This is a genomic window from Cupriavidus sp. YR651, assembly GCF_900101625.1.
Taxonomy (GTDB): Bacteria; Pseudomonadota; Gammaproteobacteria; order Burkholderiales; family Burkholderiaceae; genus Cupriavidus.
This window is the reverse complement of the sequence record NZ_FMYZ01000001.1, coordinates 612885-639269: the sequence shown is the minus strand read 5'-3', so window position 1 is coordinate 639269 and position 26385 is coordinate 612885. Positions and strand designations below refer to the sequence as shown.

Here is a 26385-nt window from a genome sequence, read left to right as displayed (position 1 = left end):
CCAAGTCCTCCACCACGGCCGCCCCGATTGCGCACGTTTATACATTCAGTCGAGCATGTATCCCCTCGCCAGCGTGCCGAAGCTCTCCAGTTCGCGCGCCTGCCAGGCCGCATCGTGTCCGAGTTCCTCCGCGAGGATCGCCGCCACCTGCGGCGCACCGGCTAGTGCCGCCTTTGCGTCGAGGAACAAGGCGCGATTGCGCCGCGCCAGCACGTCCTCCACGCGCCGCGCCAGTTCGTGGCGGGCGGCAAAGCGCACGTGGGCCTCGGTCAGGCCCGCGGCGGGCACCAGGAGGTTGTCCGCGCCGGGCAGGGCGCGGACGAGGGGGAGGTCGGCGCCATAGTAGCGGTCCGGCGATCCCGAGCCGGCAGGCGGCAGGTCCGCCGGCATGCCGGTGGCGCCGTGCAGCGGCAGGTCTTCCGTCCTGCCCGGCGCCGCCTTGAGCAACTGGCGCTGGATCGCTGTCGCCATGACGTCCTCAGCCATCTTGCGGTAGGTGGTCCATTTGCCACCGGTGACCGTGATCAGGCCCGCTTTCGATACCAGGATGGTGTGCTCGCGTGACAACGATGCGGTGGACGCTTCGCCAGTCGCCTTGACCAGCGGGCGCAAACCGGCCCACACGCTGGTCACGTCCGCGCGTGTCGGGTCGCGCGCCAGGTATCGCGAGGCCGTTTCCAGGATGAAATCGACATCGTCACCGGTCGCGCGCGGCTCCAGCGGCAGGTCCTGGCGCGGCGTGTCCGTGGTGCCGACAATGGTGTGGCCGTTCCAGGGCACCAGGAAGAGCACCCGTCCGTCGTCCGTCTTCGGGATCAGGATCGCACGGTCGCCGGGCAGAAAGCTCTTGGGCAGCGTCAGGTGCACGCCCTGGCTGGGCGCCACCATGCTGCGGGCGTGGCCGTCTTCCATCTGCCGCACCGCGTCCACCCATACTCCCGTGGCGTTGATGACGCAGTCCGCACGCAGGTCGAAGGTGGCGTCGCCGAGCGCATCCTGCGCCGTCACGCCGGTAATCACGCCGTTGCGTTGCGACAGGCCGGTCACGCGCATGTAGTTGACGGCGGTGCCGCCCACATCGAACAGCGTGCGCATCAGGGCCACGGCCAGGCGCGCGTCGTCGAACTGGCCATCGAAATAGAGATTGCCGCCGCGCAGCGGACGGCCGCCGACGTGCTCGGCCAGCGTGGGCGCCGCCTGCAGGGTCTCGCGGTGACTGAGCCAGCGGCTGCCGGACAGGTTGAGGCCGCCCGCCAGCATGTCGTAGACCTTCAGCCCGATGCCATAGAACGGCTGGTCGAACATCTGGTAGGCCGGCACCACGAAGCCGAGCGGCCAGACCAGGTGCGGGGCGTTGCGGGCCAGCAGGCCGCGTTCGTGCAGCGCCTCGCGCACCAGGCTGATGTTGCCCTGGGCCAGGTAGCGCACGCCGCCGTGCACGAGCTTGGTGGCCTTGCTCGACGTGCCCTTGGCGAAGTCGGCCGCTTCCACCAGAAGCGTGCGATAGCCCCGTGAGGCGGCATCCACCGCCGTGCCCAGGCCGGTGGCGCCGCCGCCGATGACGATGACATCCCATCGGGCCTCGCGCGACAGCGTGGCGAGCAGCTCGGCGCGCGAAGGTGGCTGGATGGGGGTAGCAGGTGTTGGCATGGTGATGGTCGAATACGGAAATCAGTGTGCGCGGGCGTTGGTGTCGTCCTCGCGGGCCCAGTCGCGGGCGCGGTCCACGGCGCGATGCCAGCGGGCCAGTCGATGCGCGCGCGCGTCGGCCGAGAGCTTCGGCTCGAAGCGCTGCTCCACCTGCCACTGGCGCGTGATCTCCTCGGGATCGGTCCAGTAGCCGGTGGCCAGCCCCGCCAGGTAGGCCGCGCCGAGCGCGGTGGTTTCGGTCACGCGCGGACGGACCACGGGCGTGCCGAGCAGGTCGGCCTGCATCTGCATGAGCAAATCGCTGCGCGACGCGCCGCCGTCGACACGCAGCTCCGCCAGCGAGATGCCGGCGTCCTTCTGCATGGCATCCAGCACGTCGACGCTTTGCAGCGCGATGGATTCCAGCGCGGCGCGCGCAATGTGCGGGCCGCCGGTGCCGCGCGTGATGCCGACGATCGTGCCGCGCGCGAAGGGGTCCCAGTGGGGCGCGCCGAGACCGGCAAAGGCCGGCACGAGCACCACGCCGCCGGTGTCCTCGCACTGGCGCGCGAGCGGGTCCACTTCCGGGGCGCTGTGGATCAGCTTGAGCCCATCGCGCAGCCACTGGATCGTGGCGCCGCCCATGAATACGCCCCCTTCCAGGCAATACTGCGTGTTCTGCCCGATCTGCCAGCCGATGGTGGTGAGCAGTCGATTTTGCGACGTCACGGGCTTGTCGCCCGTGTTCATCAGGATGAAGCAGCCGGTGCCGTACGTATTCTTGGCCATGCCCGGGGACAGGCAGGCCTGGCCGAACGTCGCGGCCTGCTGGTCGCCAGCGATGCCGGCGATCGGAATCCCGGTGCCAAACAGGCGCGCCGCCGTGAGGGCGACTTCCCCGCTCGACGGCACCACATCGGGCAGCAGGCTGCGAGGAATGTCCAGCAGGCCCAGCAGTTCGTCATCCCAGCGGAAATCGTGGATATTGAACAGCAGGGTGCGCGAGGCGTTGGAGACGTCCGTCACGTGCCGCGTGCCGTCGGTCAACTGCCAGATCAGCCAGCTGTCGACGGTGCCGAACGCGAGTTCGCCGCGCTCGGCGCGTTCCCGCGCGCCTTCGTAGTTGTCGAGCATCCAGCGCAGCTTGGTGCCCGAGAAGTAGGCGTCGATGATCAGCCCGGTCTTTTGCTGGAAGGTCGCGCCGTGGCCCGCGGCCTGCAGGTCCTCGCACATCGGCGCGGTGCGGCGGTCCTGCCAGACCAGCGCGCGTCCCACGGGTTCGCCGGTCTTGCGGTCCCAGAGCACGGTGGTCTCGCGCTGGTTGGTGATGCCGATCGCGCGGATCTGCGTGCTGCTGACGCCGGCATCGGCGAGGACTTCGTGGGCAACCGCCAGCTGCGACTGCCAGATTTCATAGGGGTCATGCTCGACGTGACCCGGATGCGGATAATATTGGCGGAACTCGCGCTGGGCAATCCGCACCACATTGCCGGCGTGATCGAACAGGATGGCACGCGAGCTGCTGGTGCCCTGGTCCAGGGCCAGTACGTACTGGGGCTGCTGGGAAGTGTGAGTCGGCGTCATGCGTTCCGTCCGGAAAAAAATTGAGGCTGGTGTTGCCGGCCAAACCTTGCTGCCATGGCCGACATCGTTTCCGAACCTTCTGATCTGATTACCCGCGTGACGGCCGGCGTGGCCGCGCGCAGCCCGTTTGACCCGTCCGCGCATCTGCGGCTGATGGTCGAAGGCCGGCAGGTGGGCTGGCTGTCGCGCAGGCACGCGGATGTGCTGAACTCGATGACCGGCATACCGGGCGCCGGGAGCTTGCTGGTCCCGGTGGGAGAGGGCGCTATGACGCTGCTGCCCGGGTGCCCGGACTTCGATACGCGCAGCGCCACGCTGGCCAATCTGGCGCGACAACTGGCGGACGCCGGCCATTTGCGCGGCTGGCGCAACGAGTTGTTCGCGGTCACGCCCGCACCGGACGCGCCGGCGCTGGCCGTGATCGAGCGTGCCGCGGCGCGGTTCCTCGGCCTGCTGACGTTCGCGTCGCATATGAACGGCATCATCGACGGCGAGCGTGCGCTCTGGATTTCCCGGCGCAGCCCCGCCAAGTCCGTGGACCCCGGCATGTGGGACAACCTCGTGGCGGGCGGCATGCCGGCCGGCAGCGACCCGCTGGAGACGCTGATCCGCGAATGCGACGAGGAATCCGGCATTCCTCCGGCGCTGGCGGCCCGGGCGGAGGCGCACGGCGTGATCGATGTCCTGCGCGAAATCCCCGAGGGCGTGCAGTGGGAACGGGTGTATGTGTACGACCTGTCACTGCCGCCGGACTTCGTGCCGCACAATCGCGACGGGGAGGTGGCCGAGCACCGCCGTATCGACCCTTCGGCATTGCTTGCTATCATGGCGGACCGCGCCATGACCGTCGATGCCACGCTGGTGACGCTGGATGCCCTCCGCCGACGCGGCTGGACGGCTGCATCCACCCAGCCATCCTGATCTGTTCGCATCACGGCCGCGCCCTGCCGCTTGACTAAGATTCGCCCGATTCGCCTACGATGAGCTCCACCGGATTTATCCTCACTCTTTCCTGCCCGGACCAGCCGGGCATCGTGCATGCCGTCTCCGGCCTGCTGTTCCAGCATGGCTGCAATATCGTCGATTCCGACCAGTACGGTGATGCGTTCACCGGCCGCTTCTTCATGCGTGTGCACTTCAGCACGGCCGCCGGCGGTCCGGACCTGGCCACGCTGCGCGCCGCGTTCGCGCCGGTCGGCGACCAGTTCGGCATGCAGTGGGAGGTGTTCGACGCCGCGGCGAAGCCGCGCGTGATGATCATGGTGTCCAAGATCGGACACTGCCTGAACGACCTGCTGTTCCGCGCCAAGGTGGGTGGCCTGCCGGTGGAGATCGCCGCGATCGTGTCGAACCATCGCGACTTCTACCAGCTTGCCGCGTCGTACGACGTGCCGTTCTTCCACCTGCCGCTGATGAACGCCTCCGCCGAGCAGAAGTCCGCCCAGGAAGCGCGCGTATTCGAAGTGGTGCGCGACCAGAACATCGACCTCGTCGTGCTGGCCCGCTACATGCAGGTGCTGTCCAACGACCTGTGCCGCAAGCTGGAAGGTCGCGCGATCAACATCCACCATTCGTTCCTGCCGAGCTTCAAGGGCGCCAAGCCGTACTACCAGGCCCATGATCGCGGCGTGAAGCTGATTGGCGCCACCGCCCACTACGTGACTGCCGACCTCGACGAAGGTCCGATCATCGAGCAGGAGATCGAGCGCGTGGACCACAGCATGGACCCCGATCAGCTGACCGCGGTCGGCCGCGACGTCGAATGCGTGGCGCTGGCCCGCGCCGTCAAGTGGCATGCCGAACACCGCATCCTGCTGAACGGCCACAAGACCGTGGTGTTCAAGTAAGCCATGGGTATCCCGCCTCTCCCGCACGCGGGGGAGGCGACGGGCGCGCGGACCCGCCATCGCGTTATTCCTGGTCCGCAACCACACAATTCACTCCGCTGTCCGCCAGCATCTCCACGAACGGCGCGCGCAGCGGCTCGTCCGTGAACAAGCGGTCGATGCTCGACAGGGGCGCCAGCTCCACCATCGCCTGGCGATTGAACTTGCTGGCATCCGCCGCCAGCCAGATCTCGCGCGAATGTTCCATGATCGTGCGCGCCACCTTCACTTCCCGAAAGTCATAGTCACGCAACGTGCCGTCGGTCTCGATGCCCGAGATGCCGATCAGGCCGATATCCACCTTGAACTGGCGGATGAACTCCACCGTGGCCTCGCCGACGATGCCGCGGTCGCGTGACCGCAATACGCCGCCCGCCACGATGACCTCGCATTCCGGGTTGTCGGCCAGGATATTGGCCACGTGCAGGTTGTTGGTGATGACGCGCAGGCCGCGATGGTGGACCAGCGCGCGCGCGATCTCTTCCACCGTGGTGCCGATGTTCAGGATCAGCGAGCAGCCTTCCGGCACGGCGGCCGCCACCGCGCGCGCAATGCGCGCCTTGCCTTCCGCGTGCAGCACCTGGCGCTGCCGGTAGGCGATGTTCTCCGTGGTGGACCCTTCCATGCGCACGCCGCCGTGAAAGCGCGCCAGCATGCCGTTTTCGGCAAGCAGGTTGACGTCGCGCCGGACGGTTTGCAGGGTCACGCCGAACTTGCGTGCGAGTTCGTCGATGGAGGCAAAGCCCTGGCTGCGGACTTCCTCGAGGAGGGCGGTCTGGCGGGGATTAAGCGTCATGCCGGCATTCTAGTTCAAACAGAAACGAAAACAAATGATGCACTGCACGATTGTTTTGCGTTCGTTTTTGCGCTAAAACGAGCAGGAAGCTATGAATAGTGCCCCTTGGTCACGGTATTCGGTGTGGCTGAGCAAGCAATCGAACATTGGAGACTGGATGCAGCTGAGCCTGGAAGGCATTGCGCAGCAAGTGGGGTCGCAAGCCTATCTCTACCCGATGACGCTGGCTCCCGTGCCCGGCGCCGTCACCATCCTGCTGGGGACCACCCAGGCCGGCAAGACGTCGCTGATGCGGGTCATGGCCGGGCTCGACAAGCCCAGCGCAGGGCGTGTGCTGGTCGACGGCGCCGACGTCACCGGCGTGCCAGTCCGCGAGCGCAATGTCTCGATGGTGTACCAGCAGTTCATCAACTATCCCTCCCTCACGGTCTTCGACAACATCGCGTCGCCGCTGAAGCTGCGGCGCGACCGTGGCGAGGATATTGCCACGCAGGTCCGCGCGCTGGCCAGCCGCCTGCATATCGAACATCTGCTGGACCGCTATCCCGCCGAACTGTCCGGCGGGCAGCAGCAGCGCGTGGCGCTGGCGCGGGCGCTGGCCAAGAACGCGCCGCTGATGCTGCTGGACGAGCCGCTGGTCAACCTGGACTACAAGCTGCGCGAGGAACTGCGCGAGGAACTGACACAGCTCTTCGCGCACGGCAACGCCACCGTGATCTACGCGACCACCGAGCCGGCCGAAGCGCTGCTGCTGGGCGGGCATACGGCGGTGCTCGATGCCGGCGAACTGCTCCAGTACGGGCCGACGCCCGAGGTCTTCCATTACCCGGCTTCGCTGCGCGTGGCGCGCGCCTTCAGCGATCCGCCGATGAACCTGGTGGAGGGCACGCTGTCCGGCGGACGCGTGACGCTGGCCGGCAATATCGTGATTCCGTTGCCCGAGGTGTCCGCGCCGGATGGCCCGGTGACGGTCGGCGTGCGCGCCGCCGCGCTGCGGCTGGCGCAGGTGCCGGGCGCGGTGGCGGTGCCGGGCAAGGTGGCGCTGGCCGAATTGTCGGGCTCGGATACCTTCGTCCACCTCGATACCGCTGTCGGCAATCTCGTCGCGCAGTTTGCCGGCGTGCTCGAACTTCGACTGGGGGCGCCGTTGTCGCTGCATCTGGAACCCGCGCAGCTCTACCTGTTCAACGCTGCCGGCGATCGCATCCACGCGCCGCGCCGTCCGGGCGCACTGGCCGACGTGGCCAGCACGCCGATTACCGAGTCGGGAGGCTGAGATGGCACGCATCGATCTCGATCTCGCGCACGCCTACGGCCCGAATCCGCAGAACGACGAGGACTACGCGCTGCTGCCGCTGCGCTTCACCTTCGAGGATGGCGGGGCCTACGCCTTGCTGGGCCCGTCCGGTTGCGGCAAGACCACGCTGCTGAATTGCGTGTCCGGCCTGCTGCGGCCCTCGCAGGGGACGATTCGCTTTGACGGCAACGACGTGACCGGCGCCACGCCGCAGGCGCGCAATATCGCGCAGGTATTCCAGTTCCCGGTGATCTACGACACGATGACCGTCGGCCAGAACCTGGCCTTCCCGCTGCGCAATCGCGGGGTGCCGGCTGCGCAGGTCAGGGAGCGCGTGGGGCGCGTGGCGGAGATGCTGGACCTGTCGTCATCGCTGGACCGCCGGGCGAGCGGGCTCGCCGCGGATGCCAAGCAGAAGATTTCCCTCGGCCGCGGGCTGGTCCGGCAGGATGTCTCGGCGATCCTGTTCGACGAACCGCTGACCGTGATCGACCCGCATCTGAAATGGCAGTTGCGGCGCAAGCTCAAAGAGATTCATCACGAATTCCGGCTGACGCTGATCTACGTGACGCACGACCAGACCGAGGCGCTGACGTTCGCCGACCAGGTGGTGGTGATGTCGCGTGGCAAGGCGGTGCAGGTGGGTTCCGCCGATGCGCTGTTCGAGCGGCCGGCGCACACGTTTGTCGGCCACTTCATCGGTTCCCCGGGCATGAATTTCCTGCCGGCCGTATGGCGCGACGGGGCAATCGACGTGGCCGGGCGGCGCTACATGCCGACGCTGCCACCGGCGACCGGGCCTGCGCTGCAGGCCGCCGGCAGCTTCAAGATCGGCGTGCGGCCCGAATACCTGGAGCTGGCGGCCAGTGACGATCCGCAGGCCATGCCGGCGCACGTGGTACGCGCTCAGGATATCGGCACCTACTGGCTGGTGACGGCGACCGTGGAGAACGGCGGCGAGCCGGCCACGATCCGGGCCCGGCTTGGCACCGAGGCCGCGAGCCTGCGCCCCGGCGACACCGTCTGGCTGTCGGTCTTCAACCGGCACACCTGCTTCTATATCAACGAGGAACTGGTCCAATGAAGCCCGTCAACCAGAAGGCCTGGCTGCTGGTGCTGCCCGTGGTGCTGTGCGTGGCGTTCTCGGCCATCCTGCCGCTGATGACCATCGTCAACTATTCGGTACAGGACATCATTTCGCCAGAGCGGCGGGTGTTCGTCGGCACGGAGTGGTTCCGCACCGTGCTGCGCGATGGCGAACTGCACGACGCGCTCCTGCGCCAGCTCGGTTTTTCGCTGGCGGTGCTGCTGGTGGAGATTCCGCTCGGCATCCTGCTGGCGCTGGCGATGCCGGCCAAGGGCTGGAGGGCCTCCGCCGTGCTGGTCATCATCGCGCTGTCCCTGCTGATTCCGTGGAACGTGGTGGGCACGATCTGGCAGATCTTCGGCCGGACGGACATCGGCCTGCTTGGCGCGGCGCTGGCGGGCATGGGGTTTGACTACAACTACACGGGCAGTGCGGTCGATGCATGGGTCACGGTGCTGGTGATGGATGTCTGGCACTGGACGCCGCTGGTGGCGCTGCTTTGCTACGCGGGCCTGCGCGCGATTCCGGACGCCTACTACCAGGCGGCCCGGATCGATGGCGCGTCGCGCTTTGCCGTGTTCCGCTTCATCCAGCTGCCCAAGCTGCGGGGCGTACTGATGATCGCCGTGCTGCTGCGCTTCATGGATAGCTTCATGATCTACACGGAGCCGTTCGTGCTCACCGGCGGCGGCCCCGGCAATGCCACGACATTCCTGTCGCAATACCTGACGCAGAAGGCGGTGGGCCAGTTCGACCTGGGGCCGGCCGCGGCATTCTCGATCATCTACTTCCTGATCATCCTGCTGGCCTGTTTCATCCTCTATAACTGGATGCAGCGTGCCGGCACGTCCGGCACCGAGGAGATGCCCAATGGCTGATATCGCGCATCCCGGCCAGCGCGCCGGCTGGTGGCGCCCGTTGTTCCTGGTGCTGTACCTGCTGTTCGCCATCGTCCCGATCTACTGGATGGTGAACATGTCGTTCAAGACGAACGAGGAGATCGTCTCCACGCTGTCGCTCTTGCCGGCGTCGTTCACGCTGGAGCACTACGTCACCATCTTTACCGACGCCTCGTGGTACTCCGGGTATATCAATTCGATGATCTACGTGGCGCTGAACACGATCATCTCGGTGTCCGTGGCGTTGCCGGCGGCCTATGCGTTCTCGCGCTACCAGTTCATCGGCGACAAGCATGTGTTCTTCTGGCTGCTGACCAACCGCATGACGCCGCCCGCGGTGTTCCTGCTGCCGTTCTTCCAGCTGTACACCACGATCGGGCTGATGGATACGCACCTGGGCGTGGCGCTGGCGCACCTGGTGTTCAACGTGCCGCTGGCGGTGTGGATCCTGGAGGGCTTCATGTCCGGCGTGCCGCGCGAGATCGACGAGACCGCCTACGTGGACGGCTATTCCTTCCCGCGTTTCTTCGTGACGATCTTCCTGCCGCTGATCAAGGCGGGCGTGGGCGTGGCGGCGTTCTTCTGCTTCATGTTCAGCTGGGTGGAATTGCTGCTGGCGCGCACGCTGACGTCCGTCAACGCCAAGCCGATCGTGGCGACGATGACGCGCACGGTGTCCGCGTCAGGCATGGACTGGGGCGTGCTGGCGGCGGCCGGCGTGCTGACCATCGTGCCGGGCGCCATCGTGATCTGGTTCGTGCGGCACTACATCGCGAAGGGTTTCGCGATGGGCCGCGTGTAGCCGATAACAAGGAGTCGAAGAGATGCTCAGCTGGATGGTCTGGACCACCCCCGTCGCGGTGTTCTTCACGTCGGTGGTGGTCATGCTGATCGGCATGACGATCTGGGAGACGCGATTGCCCACGGTCATGCGCAAGGGCTTCCTGCCGATCGCCACCACGCGTGGCGATCGCCTGTTCATCGGCCTGATGTGCGCGGCATGGATCAACCTGGCCTGGGTGGGGCTGGGGGAGAAGATGCAGGCGTGGTTCTCGCTGGCCGAGGAGCCGTCGATCTGGATCAGCGTGGCGATTTCCGCCGTGGTGCTGCTGGTGATCATGCGCCGCGGCTGACGCGGCACGCCGGGTTTCGCTGTCATGGGCTGCGCAGCTTGTCCCTTCCCCGGGGCCGCAACCCAGTAACAGAGCCGGGGAGGGGATTCCTGAGGAGACACTGATGAAAGTGCACGTGAAGTTGGGGATGTCGGCCCTGGCCTTTGCGGCCGCGCTGGCATGCGGTCATGCCGCCTGGGCCGACGAGGCTGCGGCGAAGAAGTGGGTGGACAACGAATTCCAGCCGTCGTCGCTAGCCAAGGACAAGCAGATGGCGGAGATGAAGTGGTTCATGGATGCCGCCGCCAAGCTCAAGGCCAAGGGGGTCACGCAGATCAACGTGGTCTCGGAAACCATTACCACGCACGAATACGAGTCCAAGACGCTGACCAAGGCGTTCGAGGAAATCACCGGCATCAAGGTCAACCACGACATCATCCAGGAAGGCGATGTGGTGGAGAAGCTGCAGACCTCGATGCAGTCGGGCAAGTCCATCTACGACGGCTGGATCTCCGATTCGGACCTGATCGGCACGCACTACCGCTATGGCGCCATCCTGCCGCTCTCTGACTACATGAGCGGCGCGGGCAAGGAATTCACCAATCCGGACCTCGACGTCAAGGACTTCATCGGCACCAAGTTCACCACAGCGCCGGACGGCAAGCTCTACCAGCTGCCGGACCAGCAGTTTGCCAACCTGTACTGGTTCCGCGCCGACTGGTTCGCGCGCAAGGACCTGCAGGACAAGTTCAAGGCCAAGTACGGCTATGACCTGGGCGTGCCGACCAACTGGTCCGCGTACGAGGACATCGCCAACTTCTTCACCAACGACGTGAAGGAGCTGGACGGCAAGAAGGTCTATGGCCACATGGACTATGGCAAGAAGGACCCGTCGCTGGGCTGGCGTTTCACTGACGCGTGGCTGTCGATGGCGGGTACGGCCGACAAGGGCCTGCCCAACGGCATGCCGGTGGACGAATGGGGCATCCGCGTGGCAGAGGACAAGTGCACGCCGGTCGGTGCGTCGGTGTCCCGTGGCGGCGCCACCAACAGCCCGGCTGCGGTCTATGCGCTGACCAAGTACATCGACTGGATGAAGAAGTTCGCGCCGCCGCAGGCCATGGGCATGACGTTCTCCGAAGCCGGTCCCGTGCCGGCGCAGGGGCAGATCGCCCAGCAGGTGTTCTGGTACACCGCCTTCACGGCGGACATGACCAAGAAGGGCCTGCCGGTGGTGAACGCCGATGGCTCGCCCAAGTGGCGCATGGCACCGTCGCCGTACGGCCCGTACTGGAAGCAGGGGATGCAGAACGGCTACCAGGACGTGGGTTCGTGGACGTTCTTCAAGAACACCGACCCGAACCGCCTGGCTGCCGCGTGGTTGTATGCGCAGTTCGTGACCTCCAAGACGGTGTCGTTGAAGAAGTCGCTCACCGGCCTGACGTTCATTCGTGACAGCGATATCCACCACGACTATCTGACCAAGAATGCGGCCAAGTACGGCGGCCTGATCGAGTTCTACCGCAGCCCGGCCCGCGTGGCCTGGACGCCGACCGGTACCAACGTGCCCGACTATCCGAAGCTGGCCCAGCTCTGGTGGAAGAACGTGGCCACGGCGGTCACCGGCGAGAAGACGCCGCAGGCCGCGATGGACAACCTGGCCGAGGAGATGGATCAGGTGATGGGTCGCCTGCAGCGCGCCGGCATGGCCAACTGCGCGCCCAAGCTGAATGCGAAGAGCGATCCGTCCAAGTGGCTGTCGTCGGACCACGCGCCGTGGAAGAAGCTGGATAACGAAAAGCCGAAGGGCGAGACCATCGCCTATGACAAGCTGCTCCAGGCGTGGAAGGAAGGTCGCGTTCGCTGATTGGTTGCGCGGGGTGTTGTAGAGGAAGGGCGGTGGCGTCTTGCGGCGCCACCGTTTTTTTGGGTTCTTCGTAAAGTTCCGGGGAAGGTCGCCTGGATTGGGAGCATCCGACCGAGATCGGCCGGTAGCTGCCGCTCGGTATGCGGGCCCTGATTGCACACAATCCTAAGATGCGGTCACCGCCTTCCAAAAGAAAACAGCCGACATGGTCGGCTGTTTTCTTTGCGGGCGCGCCTGTGGCGTCAACCCGCAGGCTTACTGGCTCGCGATTACGGCTTCTTGACGGCGTCTGCCGGCGCGGCCTTTTCTGCCGTGACCGTAGCCTTCTCGGCCTTGGCCGGCGCAGCAGCCTTCTCGGCGCTCACCTTGGTTGCCTTGGCGTGCTTGGCGACATGCTTGTGGGTCGCGGTAGCGGCGGGCGCTTTCGCAGCGGGCGCCGTAGCTGCCGTAGCGGCCGGCGCTGCGGGAGCGGCCGTGGCGGGAGCCGGGGCAACGCCTTGAGCAACGGCGGCACCAGTGATGGCAAAAGCGGCAACGGCAGCAAACAGCTTCTTCATGATCGACAATCCTTCTGAGAGGTTTGGGCGCTGCGATGTGCCGCGCTTATCCCAGAAAACGGGGCAGCCTCACACTCAGTTGACTGCCAACTCGTGACAATCCGTAAGCTTTGTTTCTGCAGAGGCAGGGCACGTTACAGACAACGAAACGTGTCGCAATCGAGGACGACCATTCGCACGAATCGAACCGCTGCCGCCCGCAGTTTCTAGAGTGTTGCATCGACCGGTTGAATCCACGGTCGCTCTGCGACGCTCCCTCACCCCGCAAATCAGCGAAGAGCTTTTCTTCATCCGCTGTCTGTGGCGGCGTGCTCAGGCTTCGGAAGTCGTCGCAGTCGCCGCTGCTGCGTAGCGAGCCTTGCCGCGCCGCTTGGCCTCGTACAGCGACATGTCGGCGCGCATGAACAGTTCGCTGACCGACGTGCCATTGTCCGGCCGATGGATCGCGCTTCCCACGCTGGCGGTGGACACCAGGGTGTGGCCGTTGATCGAGAACGGGCGCAGTGCCGCCTGCACCACGGTGTGGGCGATGCGCTCCACGGTGCCGGCTTGTGACACGTTGTCCAGGATGATCGCGAATTCGTCGCCGCCGATGCGGGCCACGGCATCGCCCTTGCGCACGCAGGCGGTGAGCCGTTCGGCAAACGCCACCAGCAGGCGGTCGCCCACGGGGTGGCCGTGCGTATCGTTGACGGCCTTGAAGTCGTCCAGGTCCACCAGCAACAGCGCCGCGCGCTGGCCGGCCGCGTCGGCGCGCGCCATGGTTTCCGTCAGGCGGCGATCGAAACCCTTGCGGTTGAGCAGGCCCGTCAGATGGTCGGAGAGCGTCTGGGCTTCCAGGGACCGCAGCTTCTGCCGCTCGCCGGTGACGTTGCGCGCGAACATGTGCAGGCCCGTAACGGCATCCTGGGCATCGTCCCAGGCAGGCTGGTAGGTGACTTCCCACGCCGTGCCCTCGGTGCTCTCGCGCGTAAAGGTCACGGCGTGGCCGTCGCGCGCCTGATCCAGGTAGGGCTTGTTGGCGACGTACTCGGGCGTGCCCCACAGCTCGCGCAGCGACAGGCCGGTGATCTGCTCGGCCGGCAGGCCAAAGTGGCGCGCATAGGCCTGGTTGACGAAGGCAAAGCGCTCGGCGGCATCGATGAAGGCGACGAAATCCGGCACGTGGTTGGCAATCGCCTCGATACGCTTTTCGCTGGCGGCGGCGCTGTCCTTGGCCGCCTTGAGCGCGGCCTCGCGTTCGGAAAGCTGGTGCATGACCTCGGCGAAGGACGCCGCCAGCTCGCCGATCTCGTCGTCACGGCCGACTGGCAGGTCCGACACCGCCGCAGGCTGCGTCGCCAGCTGGCGCACCGCCCGGTGCAGGTGTTCCAGTGGCGCCAGCAGGCGCCGGACCACGCTCCACATCAACACGGCGGCAATCAGCAGGGACGCCAGGCCGATGCCCACCGCACGCTGGCGGATTTCCAACAGCGGGCCATAGGCCTCGTCGGCCGGCAACACCGACACCACCTCCCAGCCGTTGGAGGACAGCAGATAGCGCGCGACGACCGGTTGTTCGGGGAAAAGCATCTCCCAGTTCGATTCGGGCTGATCGGCCCCGCAGGCCTCGCCAACCGCGCGCGCCGGCGCGAGGACCTTGTCGCCATCCGGATGCAAGGCGTAGCGCGGATTGGCGCCCGCCGAGACCAGGCAGTAGTAGCCGGTCACGCCCACGCGGCTGTGGGCCAGTTCACGCAGGAAATTGCTCGCCGACAGGTTCAGCACGCCGCCCACCACGCCGCGCAACTCGCCGTCGGGGCCACGCAGCGGGATGGCCAGGATCACGCCCGGCGAACTGGAATGCTTGCCTTGCAGCAGGTCGGAGACGGCAAACGATGCGCCGCGCTGGATTTCCTTGAAATAGTCCCGTTCGCCCACGGTCATCTTGACCCCTTCAGGCACTGCCGTGCTGAAGGCAAGCGTGCCGTCCGGCCACGCCAGGAAGACGGCGTTGAAGCTTTCGGGCATGTCGACGGTTTCCGTCGCGATGCGGCGCAGTTCGGATGGTTTCTGGTTCAGCGCGGGGGTCAACGCACGCGCCAGGCGGCGCAACACGACCTCGCGAGATTCGAGTTTCTCGTCGAGTTGTCCGGCAACCAGCTTGACCAGTGTGTCCTGCTGGGCCTGAAGCATCTCCTTCAGGCTCTCATAGGCGTAGTACTGGGAAAAGCCGGCACGCGCCACAAGAATAAGCGTGACCGCGACCGCAGTCGCGACCGCCATCCGGTACTTCAAGGAGTGCCGCATGAATCTCTTCTTTTCGTTTTGCGCAGTGACCCGTTATCCGGTGCCAGGGCTTTGGACATCGACCCGCCCATTTTTCGGCAAACCGGTTTGTAGCGTAGCAGAACTGGTTTCGCTCGCAGCGCCTGCAAAGGCCCGGAGACGTGTGTCATCCCACATGTGTGGCGCATGCGACGCCTTGCGCGATCAGCGGCGGGACTCGGGTGGTGTCGATGCGACAGTGCCGGCTGGCGGACACCCCGGCCGGCCGCTCACGGGCATCTGGCCAGGGTGTCCGCCAGCCAGTCGATCACGGGGCGGAAGCGCGAGGCGCCGCGGAACTCGGCAGGGTAGGCCAGCCAGATTTCCCGGACGACTTCGGGTACCTCGCGCAGTAGTTGCAGGTCGGGGTGATGCTGCGCGACGTAGTGGGGCAGCAAGGCGATGCCGATGCCGGCGCGCACGGCCTCGCGGACGGCCAGCAGGCTGTTGGACTGGTAGGCGAAACGCCGCTCAAGCGCCTGGGGCCAGGCAACCTCCGGCAGGGAAAAGCCTTCGTCCAGCAGACCGCAAAGCGGCGCATCGTCCGGTGCCTGGCCGCCCGTCGGTCCGTAGAGTCCGAAGCGCGCTGTGCCGGCCCGCTGCGCCACGATGTCGTCCTCCTGCGGGCGGGCCAGCCGGACGGCGATATGCGCGCGCCGGCGTGCCAGGCTGGTGACGCGGTTATCGACCTCCAGCCGGATCTCGACATCGGGGTGTGCTGCGTAGAGCGTGGGCAGTTGCGGCGTCAGGAATTCGCTGCCCAACGCCGCGGTGGCGGCAACGCGCACCACGCCCGAGACGCCGGTGCTGGCGCCCTCGATCTCGCGCATCAGCCGGTCCGCGGACTGCTCCATCTGGCGCGCCGCCGTCAGGGCGTTGCGGCCGGCGGCGGTCAGTACGAAGGTACCGTCGGTGCGGGTGGCCACCGGCTTGCCCAGCGCGGTTTCCAGCCGGCGAATGCGGCGGATGGCGGTGGCATGGGTGATATCGAGCTCCCGCGCGCAAGCCGAATAGCTCCCCGCCCGCATCAGCGTGGACAGGGTCAGCAGATCATCCCAGGCGATTGTGCTTTTTTGCACAGCGAGTGTGAGTTGTTGGGGAATTGGCGCACAGGATAGCGCGCCATAGGATACGTGCATAGACCACCTCCTCAGGAGCCCGACGTCATGCCCGCCCCCTTTACCCTGCTCGATGCCGCCGGCGCCAGCCGCAAGCCTTCCGCCTGGACGGATGCCGTGCTGGTGCTGGTCGACCACCAGCGTGAATATGTCGATGGCAAGCTGCCGCTGACCGGCATGCCGGAGGCCGTCGCCGCCTGTGCGGACCTGCTGGCGCTGGCGCGCGCCCATGGCACGCCGGTGATTCACGTGGTGCACCACGGCAAGGCCGGCGGCGCGTTCGATCCGGGCGGGCCGTTTGCCGCGATCATCGAGGGGCTGACGCCCAAGGCTGGCGAGCAAACCGTCGTCAAGCACCTGCCCAACAGCTTCGCCGGCACGGAACTGGCCGCGCAACTGGCGGCCACGGGGCGCAAGGAACTGATCCTCGCCGGTTTCCAGACGCACATGTGCATCAGCGCGACCGCGCGTTCGGCGCTGGATCATGGCTATCGGGTCACGCTGGTGGCCAATGCCTGCGCCACGCGGGATCTGCCCGATCCGCTCGGCGGGGATCCGCTGACAGCCGCGGAACTGCACCGGGTGACGCTGGCCGCGCTGAATGACCGGTTTGCAACCGTCGTCGGGGACGCCTCGGTCTGGAGATAAGGGACTGGGTGTCGCAGGGGGGCGCGGGGAAGGGCGTCGCAATTCGCCAGATGTAACAAAAAGCGGCGCCGTGCCGCAGGCGTCGCGTATGTCGGGCGGATATGCGGACTGGATTGCATTTTCGCCGTCCCGGGCCCGGGCGTGTCAGGCATACTAGCGCCTTTCCGGGCGGCCGCCATTGGCCGCACCAGCCCGCCATTACGCCCCTGTTTCCATGAAGCGCATCCTCCTGATCAAGATCACCTCGCTTGGCGACATGGTGCACACCCTGCCGCTGGTTTCTGACCTGCGCCGCGCCTATCCCGGCGCGGCAATCGATTGGGTGGCAGACGCATCGTGCGCCGATATTCCGAGCTGGACCGTGGGTGTGGACCGCGTGATCGCGCCACCGCTGCGGCAGTTCAAGAAGAACGGCAAGCAGTGGAAAGACCTGCGCGGCATCCTGCGCGCCGTGCGCGAGTTGCGACGCGAGAAATATGACGTGGTGGTCGACGTCCACGGCGTCTACAAGAGCGCCATCGTCGCGCGGCTGGCGCGTGCGCCGCGCCGCTTCGGCTACGCGGCCGAGTTCCTGGGAGAAGCCAAGGCCGTCTTTGCCTATACGGATATCTTCGGGCCGCACGGCGACGCGACGTGCCGCCACAAGATGCGGCTGGTCGTGGCCAATGCGCTGGGGTACGAGATCGAACCGCCCGAGGTCTGCGACCTGCGCGTGCCGGCACCTGCCACGCCGCTGAACACCGACGGCGTGCCGCGCGCGATGCTGTTCCACGCGACGTCCGCGGAGATCAAGAAATGGCCGCAGGCCAGCTGGATCCAGGTCGGCCAGGCGCTGGCCGCGCGCGGCTACCGTGTGCAATTGCCGTGGGGCTCCGCCAGGGAGCATGAGGAATCCCAGGCGCTGGCCGCGGCGATTCCCGATGCCGAGGTGCTGCCGCGCATGTCCATTACCGAATGCGCGCAGCGTGTGGATGCCGCCGCACTGGTCGTCGGCATGGACACCGGTTTCGTCCATCTGGCCGACGCGCTCGGCAAGCCCACCGTCATGCTGTTCACGGCCACGTCGTGCGCGCATTTTGGCGTGCAGCGGCCGGGGCAGTCGGTGTCGATCGGCGATAACGGCGCACCGCCCTCGGTCGACGCCGTCATGGCCGCGATCGGGCAGGTGACGCAGTCGCCGGCCGCTGCGACCCCTCCTTCCGTTCAGGCTGCCGGCCAGGCATCGTCCGGCCGGGTCTCGGCGTAACGCCAGTGCCGGAACTGGACCACGGTGCCGTCATCGACGGTGACCAGGTCCAGGATGCAGGGCAGTTGCATGATCGACATCCTGGCCAGATAGCGCGCCGCACCCGGCCATTCCGCGGGCGCGTTGCCGCGCTGGCCCAGTCGCATCGCCAGCCGCAGGATATGCGGTGGCACAAAGCGCCGCGCATCGTCCATGCTGGCGTGCGCGGCCTCCGTGAAGTGCAGCGGCACCTGCGTCAGCCCGGCAAACCGCTTGCGTAGCTGGGCCAGCGTCGTCGGCGCCAGCGCGACCCCGCTCCCCGCAATCCCCAGCGCCGTCATCCCGCGCACATTCGCAGCCCAGAGGCCGCCCGCCACCAGCAACGTATCGTGCTGCGCCGGTGGCGGTAAATCCTTCATGCCTTCCCAGATCGCGGCCATGTCCCCGGTCAGGTCATAGAGATAGCAACGCTCCCGGAATACGCGGTGGTATCCGATGATGCAATCCAGGTCTTCGTCGAAGACCGGGCGCACATCGCGCGGGATGTGTCGCGGCCGGACCTCGAACAGGCCGGCGGACCCGGCATGGTGGCCCGTCCAGGGCCGTATGGCCCCGATGGCGAGTTGAGCGGCGTATTCCGAAGGCAGCAGATCCAGCGACATCCACGTGATTCCGTAGCAAGAGGAGGGCCCTCACGCTACGCGGCTGGTGTGGGCCGATCTACAGGAAAAGTCTGGAATTGGCGTCTGAAATGTCTGAATCTTTGGCGATCATTGATCGAACCCCTGCTCAGCGCGGCCGGATCATCTCGAACTTGTCGCCCGTTTGCGCGTAGTCGGCACGATAGCCGGCCCGCATCACGGGTTGCGCGAGGAAGGTGTCGAACATCCCCTCCTTGAGAAACTCGCCACGGATATGCACCCCCACCACCTGGCCCAGCACCAGCCAGTTGGGCATCGGCGATCCGTCCAGCGCGTTCAGCCGGATCACTTGCAACACCTTGCATTCCAGCGCCGCCGGGGACTCGGCCACATGGGGCGCCGCGATGCTGCGCCCCGGTGCCGGCGTCAGCCCGGCCAGCACGAATTCGTCGACATCGCTCGGTACGCTGGCAGAGGTGGCATTCATCTTCTCGGCCAGGGAAAGGCTGGCCATGTTCCACGCGAATTCGCCAGTGGCTTCGATATTGCGGACCGTGTCCTTGTAGCCCTCGCTGGAAAACCCGATCACGGGCGGGTTGCCGGCAAAGGCACCAAAGAAGCTGTACGGCGCCAGGTTGACGCGGCCCGCTGCGTCGCGACTGGAAATCCAGCCGATCATGCGGGGCGCGACGATGGCCTTGAACGGATCGTGAGGCAGGCCGTGGCCATCTTCGGGACGGTAGAAATGGACGTCGGACGGGGCTGGTCGATGGGTGGACATGGTGATGTGGCCAAGAGAAAGGGCAGGCGGCTAGTCTCGCATGCTCCGGGGTTTGTCGCAGCATGCCGCCCTTGCAGTCCCGGCGTGCGCCTGTCTTCCTAATGAATGAATCCGCCTTGAACAAAGCGCACGGGTTCCGCGTCCATGCGCAGCAGCAACGCGGTGAGGCCGTCCCGCGATGGTGGCGTTCCGGCGCGCGCGGCCGCCGGCTGGCCCGAGGTGCAAAGCAGGTCGGCATCGCTCCAGGTGCCGCGACCCGGCGCGCCGCGTGCGCGCAGCCAGCCGTTGCGGTCAGCCAGTAGCTCGGTGCCGGCCAATGCGGAAGCCGGGACGCCGGCGATCTGCGCGATCACGCGCCACGTCGCCGCTGGCATCGCCACGCACCCTGCACGAAATTGCGGCACGCTGGCGGGCGGCTTGCCGTCCGGCGTCACCAGCAGTGTCAGGAAGCGCGGATCCTCTATCGGCAGTGCGGCGGGCGGGCCGTCGAACGCCACCACGCGCACGCGCTGGTTGCCACGCCATTCAGAGAGGGGGCGCGGCGCATCGGTGCCGCAGCGGATGGAAACGTCGGGCAGGCGCAGCGGGTTTGGCCAATTGCCGGTGGCGACGGCGCCGCTGCCGGCGGCCAGCGCCTTCATGTAGTCGAGCACCGCCCATGTGTCGGCATCGTCCAGAAGCCGGCCAAATGCGGGCATCGTCGACCGGCCGCGTACGTCGCGCATGCCGGTCTGGATGTGCCAAAACAGTTCGCCCTCTGCACGGCGTCCCAGCAACGGGCTGACCACGGTCGGCGGCCAATGTTGCAGCGTGTGCGCGAGTGGGCCTTCGCCGCGTCCATCCGCGCCGTGGCAGGCCGCGCAATGCTGCGTATAAACGCGCTCGCCGCGAGCGATGGACGCGACCGAAAAACCGGTGGGGCTTGCGTGAAAGCTCGTCGGCGCGGCCGGGCCGAACACCAGCGCCGGCGAGGGCCAGGGCGCCAGCACCAGCGCCAGCGCGCCGGCCGCCAGCCACGGCAGTCGCCGGCGGCGCCACAGCAGCGCAACCATGACTGCGAGCAGCGCGAAGGTAATCGCCGCCACGCTCCACGCGAGTTGCCGCGCCAGGCCGAGGTCGATCAGCAGGGTTTCGCCCACGATGCGATGGGCCCACGGCCACGCGGGCTGGCCGTGGATGTCGCCGGTCAGGCCGAGCGCGTGCCAGGCGCGCAGCAGTGCGAGCTGCGCCTCCTGAAGCACGACGAGCAGAGTGTTGAGCCACGCCTGCGGCGGCAGGCCGTTCATGCGAAGCCCCGGCTGCGGTGGCGCGGGGCCGTTGCCGTCATCGCGTTACCAGCTGGCATCGAGCCCCAGAAGACGCAGCGCTTCGTGACGCAGAGCCGTCAGGCGCGGATCGCCACGATGGCGCGGGTAGGGCAGGTCGACTTTGAGCTCGGCCCGGATCTTTGCCGGACGGTCGCTGAACACGATCACGCGCTGCGCCAGGAACAGCGCCTCCTCCACATCGTGCGTGACCAGCAGTGCGGAGAAGCCGGCGCGTTGCCATAACTCGACCAGATCGCTCTGCATGGCCAGCCGGGTCAGCGAATCGAGCTTGCCGAGCGGTTCGTCGAGCACGAGCAATTGCGGATCATTGACCAGCGCGCGGGCCAGTGCCACGCGCTGCGCCATGCCGCCGGAGAGTTGGTGCGGGAAGGCGCGGTCGAAGGCTTCGAGCCCCACGCGCCTGAGCGCGTCATCCACGCGATGGCGTTCGCGCTTGACGATGCCGCGCGCCTGAAGGCCCAGCGCTACGTTGTCCCACACGCGGCGCCAGGGGTAGAGCGTCGGGTCCTGGAAGACGACGATGCGCGACGGGTCCGGGTTTTCAATCGGCGTGCCGTCCTGCAGGATCTGGCCCGATGATGGCGCGTCGAGCCCGGCGACCAGCCGCAGCAGCGTGGACTTGCCGCAGCCGCTCGGGCCCAGCAGGGCCACGAATTCGCCGGGCGCCACGGTCAGGTTGACGTCGTCGAGCACCTCCAGGCGCTTGTCGCCGTCGCCAAAGGCGTGGCTGACGTTGCGGATATCGATGCGGGCTCCCGGGCCGGATGCCGGCACCGGATCATGAGCCTGCGCGGCCGGTTCGCGCGCGAGGACGGCTACCATTTCACGGTTCCTTTTTGCCACGACAGCGCGCGGTCGCGCACGACGAACAGCAAGGTGATGACGCCCGAGAACAGCAGCGCCATCACGATCAGCGCGGCGTACATGTTCACATACGAGGCCCAGCCTTGTGCCCAGGTGAGATACCACCCGAGGCCCGATTTCACGCCCATCATCTCGGCGGTGACGAGCACCGAGAACGATGCGCCCAATCCCATGAACAGGCCGACGAACACCTGCGGCAGCGCAGCGGGAATCGCCACGCGCAGCACCAGGAACCAGCCGGAGGCGCCCATCGTGCGGGCCACGTCGTAGTAGCTCTTGTTGACGCCGGCCACGCCGGACCATGTCAGCACGGCCACGGGGAAGGCTGTCGCCAGTGCGATCAGGAACACGGCGGCGGAATAGCTGGACGGGAAGAAGTAGAACGTCAGCGGCAGCAGTGCGGTGGAGGGCAGCGGCCCCAGCACGCGCAGCACGGGGTGGACCCAGTAGCCGATCCGGCGCGACCAGCCGATCGACACGCCGATCAGGAAGCCCGCCGCGCCGCCATAGGCCACGCCCAGCCCGAGCAGCTTCAGGGTGTTCAGCACGCTGTCGCCCAGGCGCTGCCAGTCGTCGAGGTAGACCTCGATCAGCGCCTGCGGCGGCGCGAAGAATGGGGTCGGCAGGATGGCGGTCTTGGCGGTCAGGATTTCCCACGCGGCGAACCCCAGTGGCAACGCCACCAGCCAGGGTCCAGCCGAGCGCAACGCGGTCAGTGCGCGCCGCAGCGGGGCCACATGCTGGCCCGTCAGCGCCAGCAACGCCAATGCGGCGGCGACCGCCAGCGCGGCGATCCCGAGGGCTTCGGTATAGGCCCAGTCGCTGAAGCCGACGGCCTTGTTGGGCCAGCGCCAGGTCACCGCGCCGAATGCGGCCCAGGTCAGCGCCGCAACCAGGCCGGTCAGCCAGAGGCCCGCACGATGCGGCTGCGCAGGCGTGTGGCCGGCCGCAGCGCGGGCGGCACCGGGCGCCGCGCCGGAGAAAGCGCTGCGCCCCGCTTCGTTGTCGCGGGCAAGACCCGCGTCCAGCGCGGTGTGGCTCGTCGTCATGGCATCACCCCAGAACGTTGGCGTAGACATGCTGCGCCAGCCGCTTTGCATCGGTGGACTTCTTGAGCACGCCGATACGGCGGAAGTCGTCGGCGTAGAACGCAATCTCCTCTTGCAGGTCGACGCCGGTCGGGTGGTGCGTATAGGTCAGCGTGGCGTACAGCTTGCGCAAGTCGTCGAGGTTGATCTTCGGCGAGTACTTCGCGAATACGCGGGCAGCCTCGTTCGGGTTCTCGTTGACGAAGTCCGTCGCCTGGACGATCGAGCGCGCCAGCGCGGATGCGGCCGGCTTGTCGTTGCGCACCAGCTCCCCGCGTGCACCGACCACGCAGCAGACCTTGCGCGCGTACTCGCCGGTCAGGTTGGTCGCCAGTTCCACGTAGGCGCCGTTGGTGCGCTTCTCCAGCAGGTAGAGGTTGGGATCACCGTCGGCAATCGCCTGGATCTCGCCCTTGTCCACGGCCACACCCAGCAAGTCGGCCGGGTACTGGCGCCACGTGATGTCCTTGTCCGGGTCGATGCCGTTCTTGGCCAGCAGGATCGTGAAGAAGTGCTTGCCCGGCGCGGCCAGGTCGCTCACGCCCACGGTCTTTCCCTTCAGTTGCTGCAGGTTCGTGACCCCTGCGGCCTTCGATCCCACCAGCCGCACGCAACCGCCGTGCGAGCTGCCGATGATCTTGACGTCGAAGCCCGCTTCGAGCGGCTTGAGCCAGCGGTGAATCATGCCCACGGCGGCATCGGCCTTGCCGGTGGCGATCGACTCCAGCAACTGGTCGGTGGAGCCGCTGTAGTTGATCAGGTCCACCTGCAGGCCATTCTTCTCGAAGAAGCCCCGTTCCTGCGCGACGACGATCGGCGTCAGGCAAAAGGAATTCTGGTTCCACGCGAACGTCAGCTTGCGCGGCGCCGACCAGGCCTGGCGGCCCAGGATCAGCGCGGGCGCGGCGATCGCCGCCGAACCGGCCAGCCGCAGGAGATCGCGGCGGCGTGAGCTGTGTGAGCGGTGTGGATTGTGTGGATCGTTGATGGGGTTGGCTTCCGGCTGGCTCATGGTTGTCTGTTTTCCCGTCTTGTCATGGCACGTAGGTGTGTTCTTCGATGTCGCCCGCGCCGTCATGGCGTCCTCGTTGCGCCGTCGTCGACGTGATTGCAGCGGGCAGGCTCGGGCTCAGGCGGCCTTCCGGCTACCTTCCGCGTCGCGCCGGGCCACCAGCTCGCGGACACGCGGGATCAGCTCCCGGCCGTAGTCGATTGCGTCTTCCAGCGGATCGAAGCCGCGAATCAGGAAGGTGGTGACGCCGATGTCGTAGTAGGCCAGCAGCGCCTCGGCCACCTGCTCGGGGGTGCCGACGAGCCCGGTCGAGTTATGGCGGCCGCCGGTTTCGCGAGCGATGGCGGTCCACAACCGCGCGTCGACGCGGTCGCCTTGCTCGGCCGCCGCCAGCAGCCGGCGCGCGCCCTCGCTCTGCTGCGGGCCGCCGCGGCTGTAGCCAGCCTGTATGCGCAGGGCGCGCGTGCGTTCCAGGATGCGCTCGGCGCGGGCCCAGGCCTTGTCTTCCGTTTCGGCCAGCACCGGCCGGAACGAGACCGAGAAGCGCACCTCGCGCCCATGCTTCGCGGCTTCGGCACGCACGCGCGTGGTCAGCTCGCGCACCTGTTCGAGCGATTCGCCCCACAGTGCGTAGACGTCGGCATGCTTGCCCGCAACGGCGATGGCGGCCTCGGACGCGCCGCCAAAGTAGACCGGCACATGCGGTCGCTGCGCCGGCTTGACCTCGGAGAAGCCATTGCTGAAGCGATAGAAGGTGCCCGCGTGGTCGAACGGCTTGTCCTCCGTCCAGATGCGGCGGAGGATGCCGAGGTACTCATCGGTGCGGGCGTAGCGCTGGTCATGGTCGAGATAGTCGCCGTCCCGCTTCTGTTCGTCGTCGGAGCCGCCCGAGATGAAATGCACGCCCAGCCGTCCGCCGCTGAACTGGTCCAGCGTGGCGATCTGGCGCGCGGCCAGCGTCGGCGACGTGAATCCCGGCCGGTGAGCCAGCATGAAGTGAATCCGCTCGGTGACCGTGGCCGCATAGGAAATGGTCAGCGTGGCCGAAGGGCCGGTGGAGTGGTGGGGCACGAGGATGCGGTCGAAGCCCGCCTGCTCGTGGGCCTGCGCGAAGGCGCGCACATAGTCGCGATCGATCACCGGGCCGGAAGGCGGATGGATCTCGGACTGCTTCTGGCTCTGGATCATGCCGATGATGTCGACGCTCATGCGTGGTTCTCCTGGTTCGTGAAGCGGGCTGAGGAAGAAAGTACGCCAGCGTCCGACACGCCCCAACGAATAAAAACGCCACTGAATATTCAGCAAAAACCGCTGCTGGATATGCGATATGCGTCGTTATCGGCGCGCTGCGCCGGCGGTACGCTATGCGGCGATCCCTTCACGAGCATCCCCTGCAAGGACCCCCACCATGTCTTCTTCTCCGCTGCGCCGGCTGCCGGCGAGCGAGCCGCGGCTGGCCGATGTGCTGGCTGAACTGACTGCCCGCTTTGCGGCGACGGCCGCCGATCACGACGCACAGGGCAGCTTTCCGCACGACAACTTCGATTGGCTGCATCGGCACGGATTGATTGCCCAGGTGGTACCGCGCGAATACGGCGGCGGCGGGGCGGGCCTTGCGGAGGCGCGACGCATCGTCGCCGCGGTGGCATCTGGCGATGCGGCGACGGCGCTGGTGCTGACGATGACCTATCTGCAGCACCGAGCCATCGGACGCGCCGATTCGCGCTGGCCGGAAGCCGTGCGGCGGGAAGTGTTTTCCAGCGCGGTGGCGTCCGGTGCGCTGATCAATTCGCTACGTGTGGAGCCGGACCTCGGCTCGCCGGCGCGCGGCGGACTGCCCGCCACCGTGGCCACGCGCGTGGGCGATCAATGGCGCATCCGTGGCCGCAAGCTCTACAGCACCGGTATTCCGGCGCTGAAATGGCTGGTCGTGTGGGCGCGCACGCATGAGCCAGATCCGCGCGTCGGCGTTTTCCTCGTGCCAAAGCCGGAGGCCGATACGCCGGGCATCGGCGTGGTGGAGAACTGGAATCACCTCGGCTTGCGCGCTTCGGGCAGCCACGAGACTGTGCTGGACGACGTGTGGATACCGCTCGCGAACGCTGTCGATATCCGCCCGCCCGCCGCGTGGGCACCTGCGGGCGCCAGTCAGGCGGACGTCGACGCCAGCACGGATCAGCAGGCGTGGATGGTGGTGTTGCTCGGCAGCCTGTACGACGCCGTGGCGCGCGCCGGCTTCGACTGGATTCGTGGCTTTGTGCGTGAGCGCGCACCGGGCAGCCTCGGCGCGCCGCTGGCTACGCTGCCGCGTGTGCAGGAGACCATCGGCGAGATCGCGGCGCTGCTCCACACCAACCAGGGGCTGCTGGATGCGGCCGCCGCGCGCACCGATGCGGGCGCGCCGCCACTGGCCACGGACAGCGGCCTGCTGAAGTTCACGGTCACCGGCAATGCTATCCGGGCCGTGGAGATGGCCTTGCAACTGTCCGGCAATCACGGCCTGAGCCGCAACAACCCGCTCGAGCGGCACTATCGGGATGTGCTTTGCAGCCGCATTCACACGCCGCAGAACGATTCGATCCTGATCGCCGCGGGCCGTGCGGCGCTGGCCTTGTGACCCTGCCAAACGGCCCGCAGGCTTCATGCTATGTTTGTGGCC

At 67.0% G+C, this 26385-nt stretch carries 24 protein-coding genes; 11 read left to right on the top strand and 13 right to left on the bottom strand.

What is annotated here, in order from left to right:
- Positions 1-45: 45 nt before the first annotated feature.
- Together BLR29_RS02790 and glpK are read right to left on the bottom strand one after the other, a co-directional pair.
- On the bottom strand, positions 46-1650 hold the full coding sequence (locus BLR29_RS02790; protein WP_092134443.1) for a glycerol-3-phosphate dehydrogenase/oxidase: 1605 nt from the start codon (positions 1648-1650) through the stop codon (positions 46-48).
- A 21-nt stretch (positions 1651-1671) separates the two neighbouring features.
- On the bottom strand, positions 1672-3213 hold the full coding sequence (glpK, locus tag BLR29_RS02785) for a glycerol kinase GlpK (protein ID WP_092134441.1): 1542 nt from the start codon (positions 3211-3213) through the stop codon (positions 1672-1674).
- Between the two features lie 54 nt (positions 3214-3267).
- Between glpK and BLR29_RS02780 the strand changes: the two genes are divergently transcribed.
- Positions 3268-4134: an NUDIX hydrolase gene (locus BLR29_RS02780; RefSeq protein ID WP_092134440.1), complete on the top strand. Its 867-nt coding sequence runs from the start codon at positions 3268-3270 to the stop codon at positions 4132-4134.
- Positions 4135-4193: 59 nt separating this feature from the next.
- Positions 4194-5060 carry a formyltetrahydrofolate deformylase gene (gene purU / locus BLR29_RS02775; protein ID WP_092134438.1) on the top strand — a complete coding sequence of 289 codons (867 nt, stop codon included), beginning with the start codon at positions 4194-4196 and terminating at the stop codon, positions 5058-5060.
- Positions 5061-5124: 64 nt separating this feature from the next.
- Here purU and BLR29_RS02770 read toward each other — a convergent pair whose 3' ends face one another.
- Positions 5125-5895 carry a DeoR/GlpR family DNA-binding transcription regulator gene (locus BLR29_RS02770; protein ID WP_092134437.1) on the bottom strand — a complete coding sequence of 257 codons (771 nt, stop codon included), beginning with the start codon at positions 5893-5895 and terminating at the stop codon, positions 5125-5127.
- A gap of 157 nt (positions 5896-6052) precedes the next feature.
- Between BLR29_RS02770 and BLR29_RS02765 the strand changes: the two genes are divergently transcribed.
- The 6 genes from BLR29_RS02765 (at position 6053) to BLR29_RS02740 (ending at position 12157) form a co-directional block, all read left to right on the top strand.
- Entirely contained in the window at positions 6053-7171 is a 1119-nt protein-coding gene (locus tag BLR29_RS02765) for an ABC transporter ATP-binding protein (protein ID WP_092134435.1), read from the top strand.
- Between the two features lies 1 nt (position 7172).
- Complete coding sequence (locus tag BLR29_RS02760) at positions 7173-8276, top strand: ABC transporter ATP-binding protein (RefSeq protein WP_092134433.1); 1104 nt, start codon at positions 7173-7175, stop codon at positions 8274-8276.
- On the top strand, positions 8273-9157 hold the full coding sequence (locus BLR29_RS02755; protein WP_092134432.1) for a carbohydrate ABC transporter permease: 885 nt from the start codon (positions 8273-8275) through the stop codon (positions 9155-9157). The genes BLR29_RS02760 and BLR29_RS02755 overlap by 4 nt, the downstream gene beginning before the upstream one ends.
- The gene (locus BLR29_RS02750; protein WP_092134430.1) at positions 9150-9980 is read left to right on the top strand and encodes a carbohydrate ABC transporter permease; all 831 of its coding nucleotides are present in this window, start codon (positions 9150-9152) and stop codon (positions 9978-9980) included. Before BLR29_RS02755 ends, BLR29_RS02750 begins: the two co-directional genes overlap by 8 nt.
- A gap of 22 nt (positions 9981-10002) precedes the next feature.
- Entirely contained in the window at positions 10003-10311 is a 309-nt protein-coding gene (locus BLR29_RS02745) for a DUF2160 domain-containing protein (RefSeq protein ID WP_092134428.1), read from the top strand.
- 115 nt (positions 10312-10426) lie between these two features.
- The gene (locus tag BLR29_RS02740) at positions 10427-12157 is read left to right on the top strand and encodes an ABC transporter substrate-binding protein (RefSeq protein ID WP_092135394.1); all 1731 of its coding nucleotides are present in this window, start codon (positions 10427-10429) and stop codon (positions 12155-12157) included.
- A gap of 269 nt (positions 12158-12426) precedes the next feature.
- On the opposite strand, the gene BLR29_RS02735 is transcribed toward BLR29_RS02740, so the two are convergent.
- From BLR29_RS02735 to BLR29_RS02725, 3 genes are all read right to left on the bottom strand, one after another.
- Positions 12427-12714: a hypothetical protein gene (locus tag BLR29_RS02735; RefSeq protein ID WP_092134426.1), complete on the bottom strand. Its 288-nt coding sequence runs from the start codon at positions 12712-12714 to the stop codon at positions 12427-12429.
- A 312-nt stretch (positions 12715-13026) separates the two neighbouring features.
- Positions 13027-15003, bottom strand: a complete 1977-nt coding sequence (locus BLR29_RS02730; RefSeq protein ID WP_255371067.1) for a sensor domain-containing diguanylate cyclase — start codon at positions 15001-15003, stop codon at positions 13027-13029.
- Positions 15004-15251: 248 nt separating this feature from the next.
- Positions 15252-16100: a LysR family transcriptional regulator gene (locus BLR29_RS02725; RefSeq protein ID WP_092135393.1), complete on the bottom strand. Its 849-nt coding sequence runs from the start codon at positions 16098-16100 to the stop codon at positions 15252-15254.
- Between the two features lie 87 nt (positions 16101-16187).
- On the opposite strand from BLR29_RS02725, the gene BLR29_RS02720 reads away from it, so the two are divergent.
- Complete coding sequence (locus tag BLR29_RS02720) at positions 16188-16787, top strand: cysteine hydrolase family protein (RefSeq protein ID WP_092134422.1); 600 nt, start codon at positions 16188-16190, stop codon at positions 16785-16787.
- A 214-nt stretch (positions 16788-17001) separates the two neighbouring features.
- Complete coding sequence (waaC, locus tag BLR29_RS02715; RefSeq protein ID WP_092134421.1) at positions 17002-18033, top strand: lipopolysaccharide heptosyltransferase I; 1032 nt, start codon at positions 17002-17004, stop codon at positions 18031-18033.
- Here the strand turns inward: waaC and BLR29_RS02710 are convergent.
- The 7 genes from BLR29_RS02710 to BLR29_RS02680 form a co-directional block, all read right to left on the bottom strand.
- Positions 17991-18674, bottom strand: coding sequence for a hypothetical protein (locus BLR29_RS02710; protein ID WP_092134419.1), 684 nt, complete (start codon positions 18672-18674; stop codon positions 17991-17993). The genes waaC and BLR29_RS02710 overlap by 43 nt on opposite strands.
- A 127-nt stretch (positions 18675-18801) precedes the next feature.
- Positions 18802-19434: a flavin reductase family protein gene (locus BLR29_RS02705; protein ID WP_092134418.1), complete on the bottom strand. Its 633-nt coding sequence runs from the start codon at positions 19432-19434 to the stop codon at positions 18802-18804.
- 98 nt (positions 19435-19532) lie between these two features.
- Positions 19533-20720, bottom strand: coding sequence for a c-type cytochrome (locus BLR29_RS02700; protein WP_092134416.1), 1188 nt, complete (start codon positions 20718-20720; stop codon positions 19533-19535).
- 45 nt (positions 20721-20765) lie between these two features.
- Positions 20766-21584 (bottom strand): ABC transporter ATP-binding protein, encoded by an 819-nt coding sequence (locus tag BLR29_RS02695; protein WP_092134415.1) that lies wholly within the window; start codon positions 21582-21584, stop codon positions 20766-20768.
- On the bottom strand, positions 21578-22675 hold the full coding sequence (locus BLR29_RS02690; RefSeq protein ID WP_092134413.1) for an ABC transporter permease: 1098 nt from the start codon (positions 22673-22675) through the stop codon (positions 21578-21580). The genes BLR29_RS02695 and BLR29_RS02690 overlap by 7 nt, the downstream gene beginning before the upstream one ends.
- 4 nt (positions 22676-22679) lie before the next feature.
- Positions 22680-23726 (bottom strand): ABC transporter substrate-binding protein, encoded by a 1047-nt coding sequence (locus BLR29_RS02685; protein ID WP_255371066.1) that lies wholly within the window; start codon positions 23724-23726, stop codon positions 22680-22682.
- A 117-nt stretch (positions 23727-23843) separates the two neighbouring features.
- Positions 23844-24935 carry an LLM class flavin-dependent oxidoreductase gene (locus BLR29_RS02680; RefSeq protein WP_092134412.1) on the bottom strand — a complete coding sequence of 364 codons (1092 nt, stop codon included), beginning with the start codon at positions 24933-24935 and terminating at the stop codon, positions 23844-23846.
- 199 nt (positions 24936-25134) lie between these two features.
- Between BLR29_RS02680 and BLR29_RS02675 the strand changes: the two genes are divergently transcribed.
- Positions 25135-26343: an acyl-CoA dehydrogenase family protein gene (locus tag BLR29_RS02675; protein ID WP_092134410.1), complete on the top strand. Its 1209-nt coding sequence runs from the start codon at positions 25135-25137 to the stop codon at positions 26341-26343.
- Positions 26344-26385: the final 42 nt, after the last annotated feature.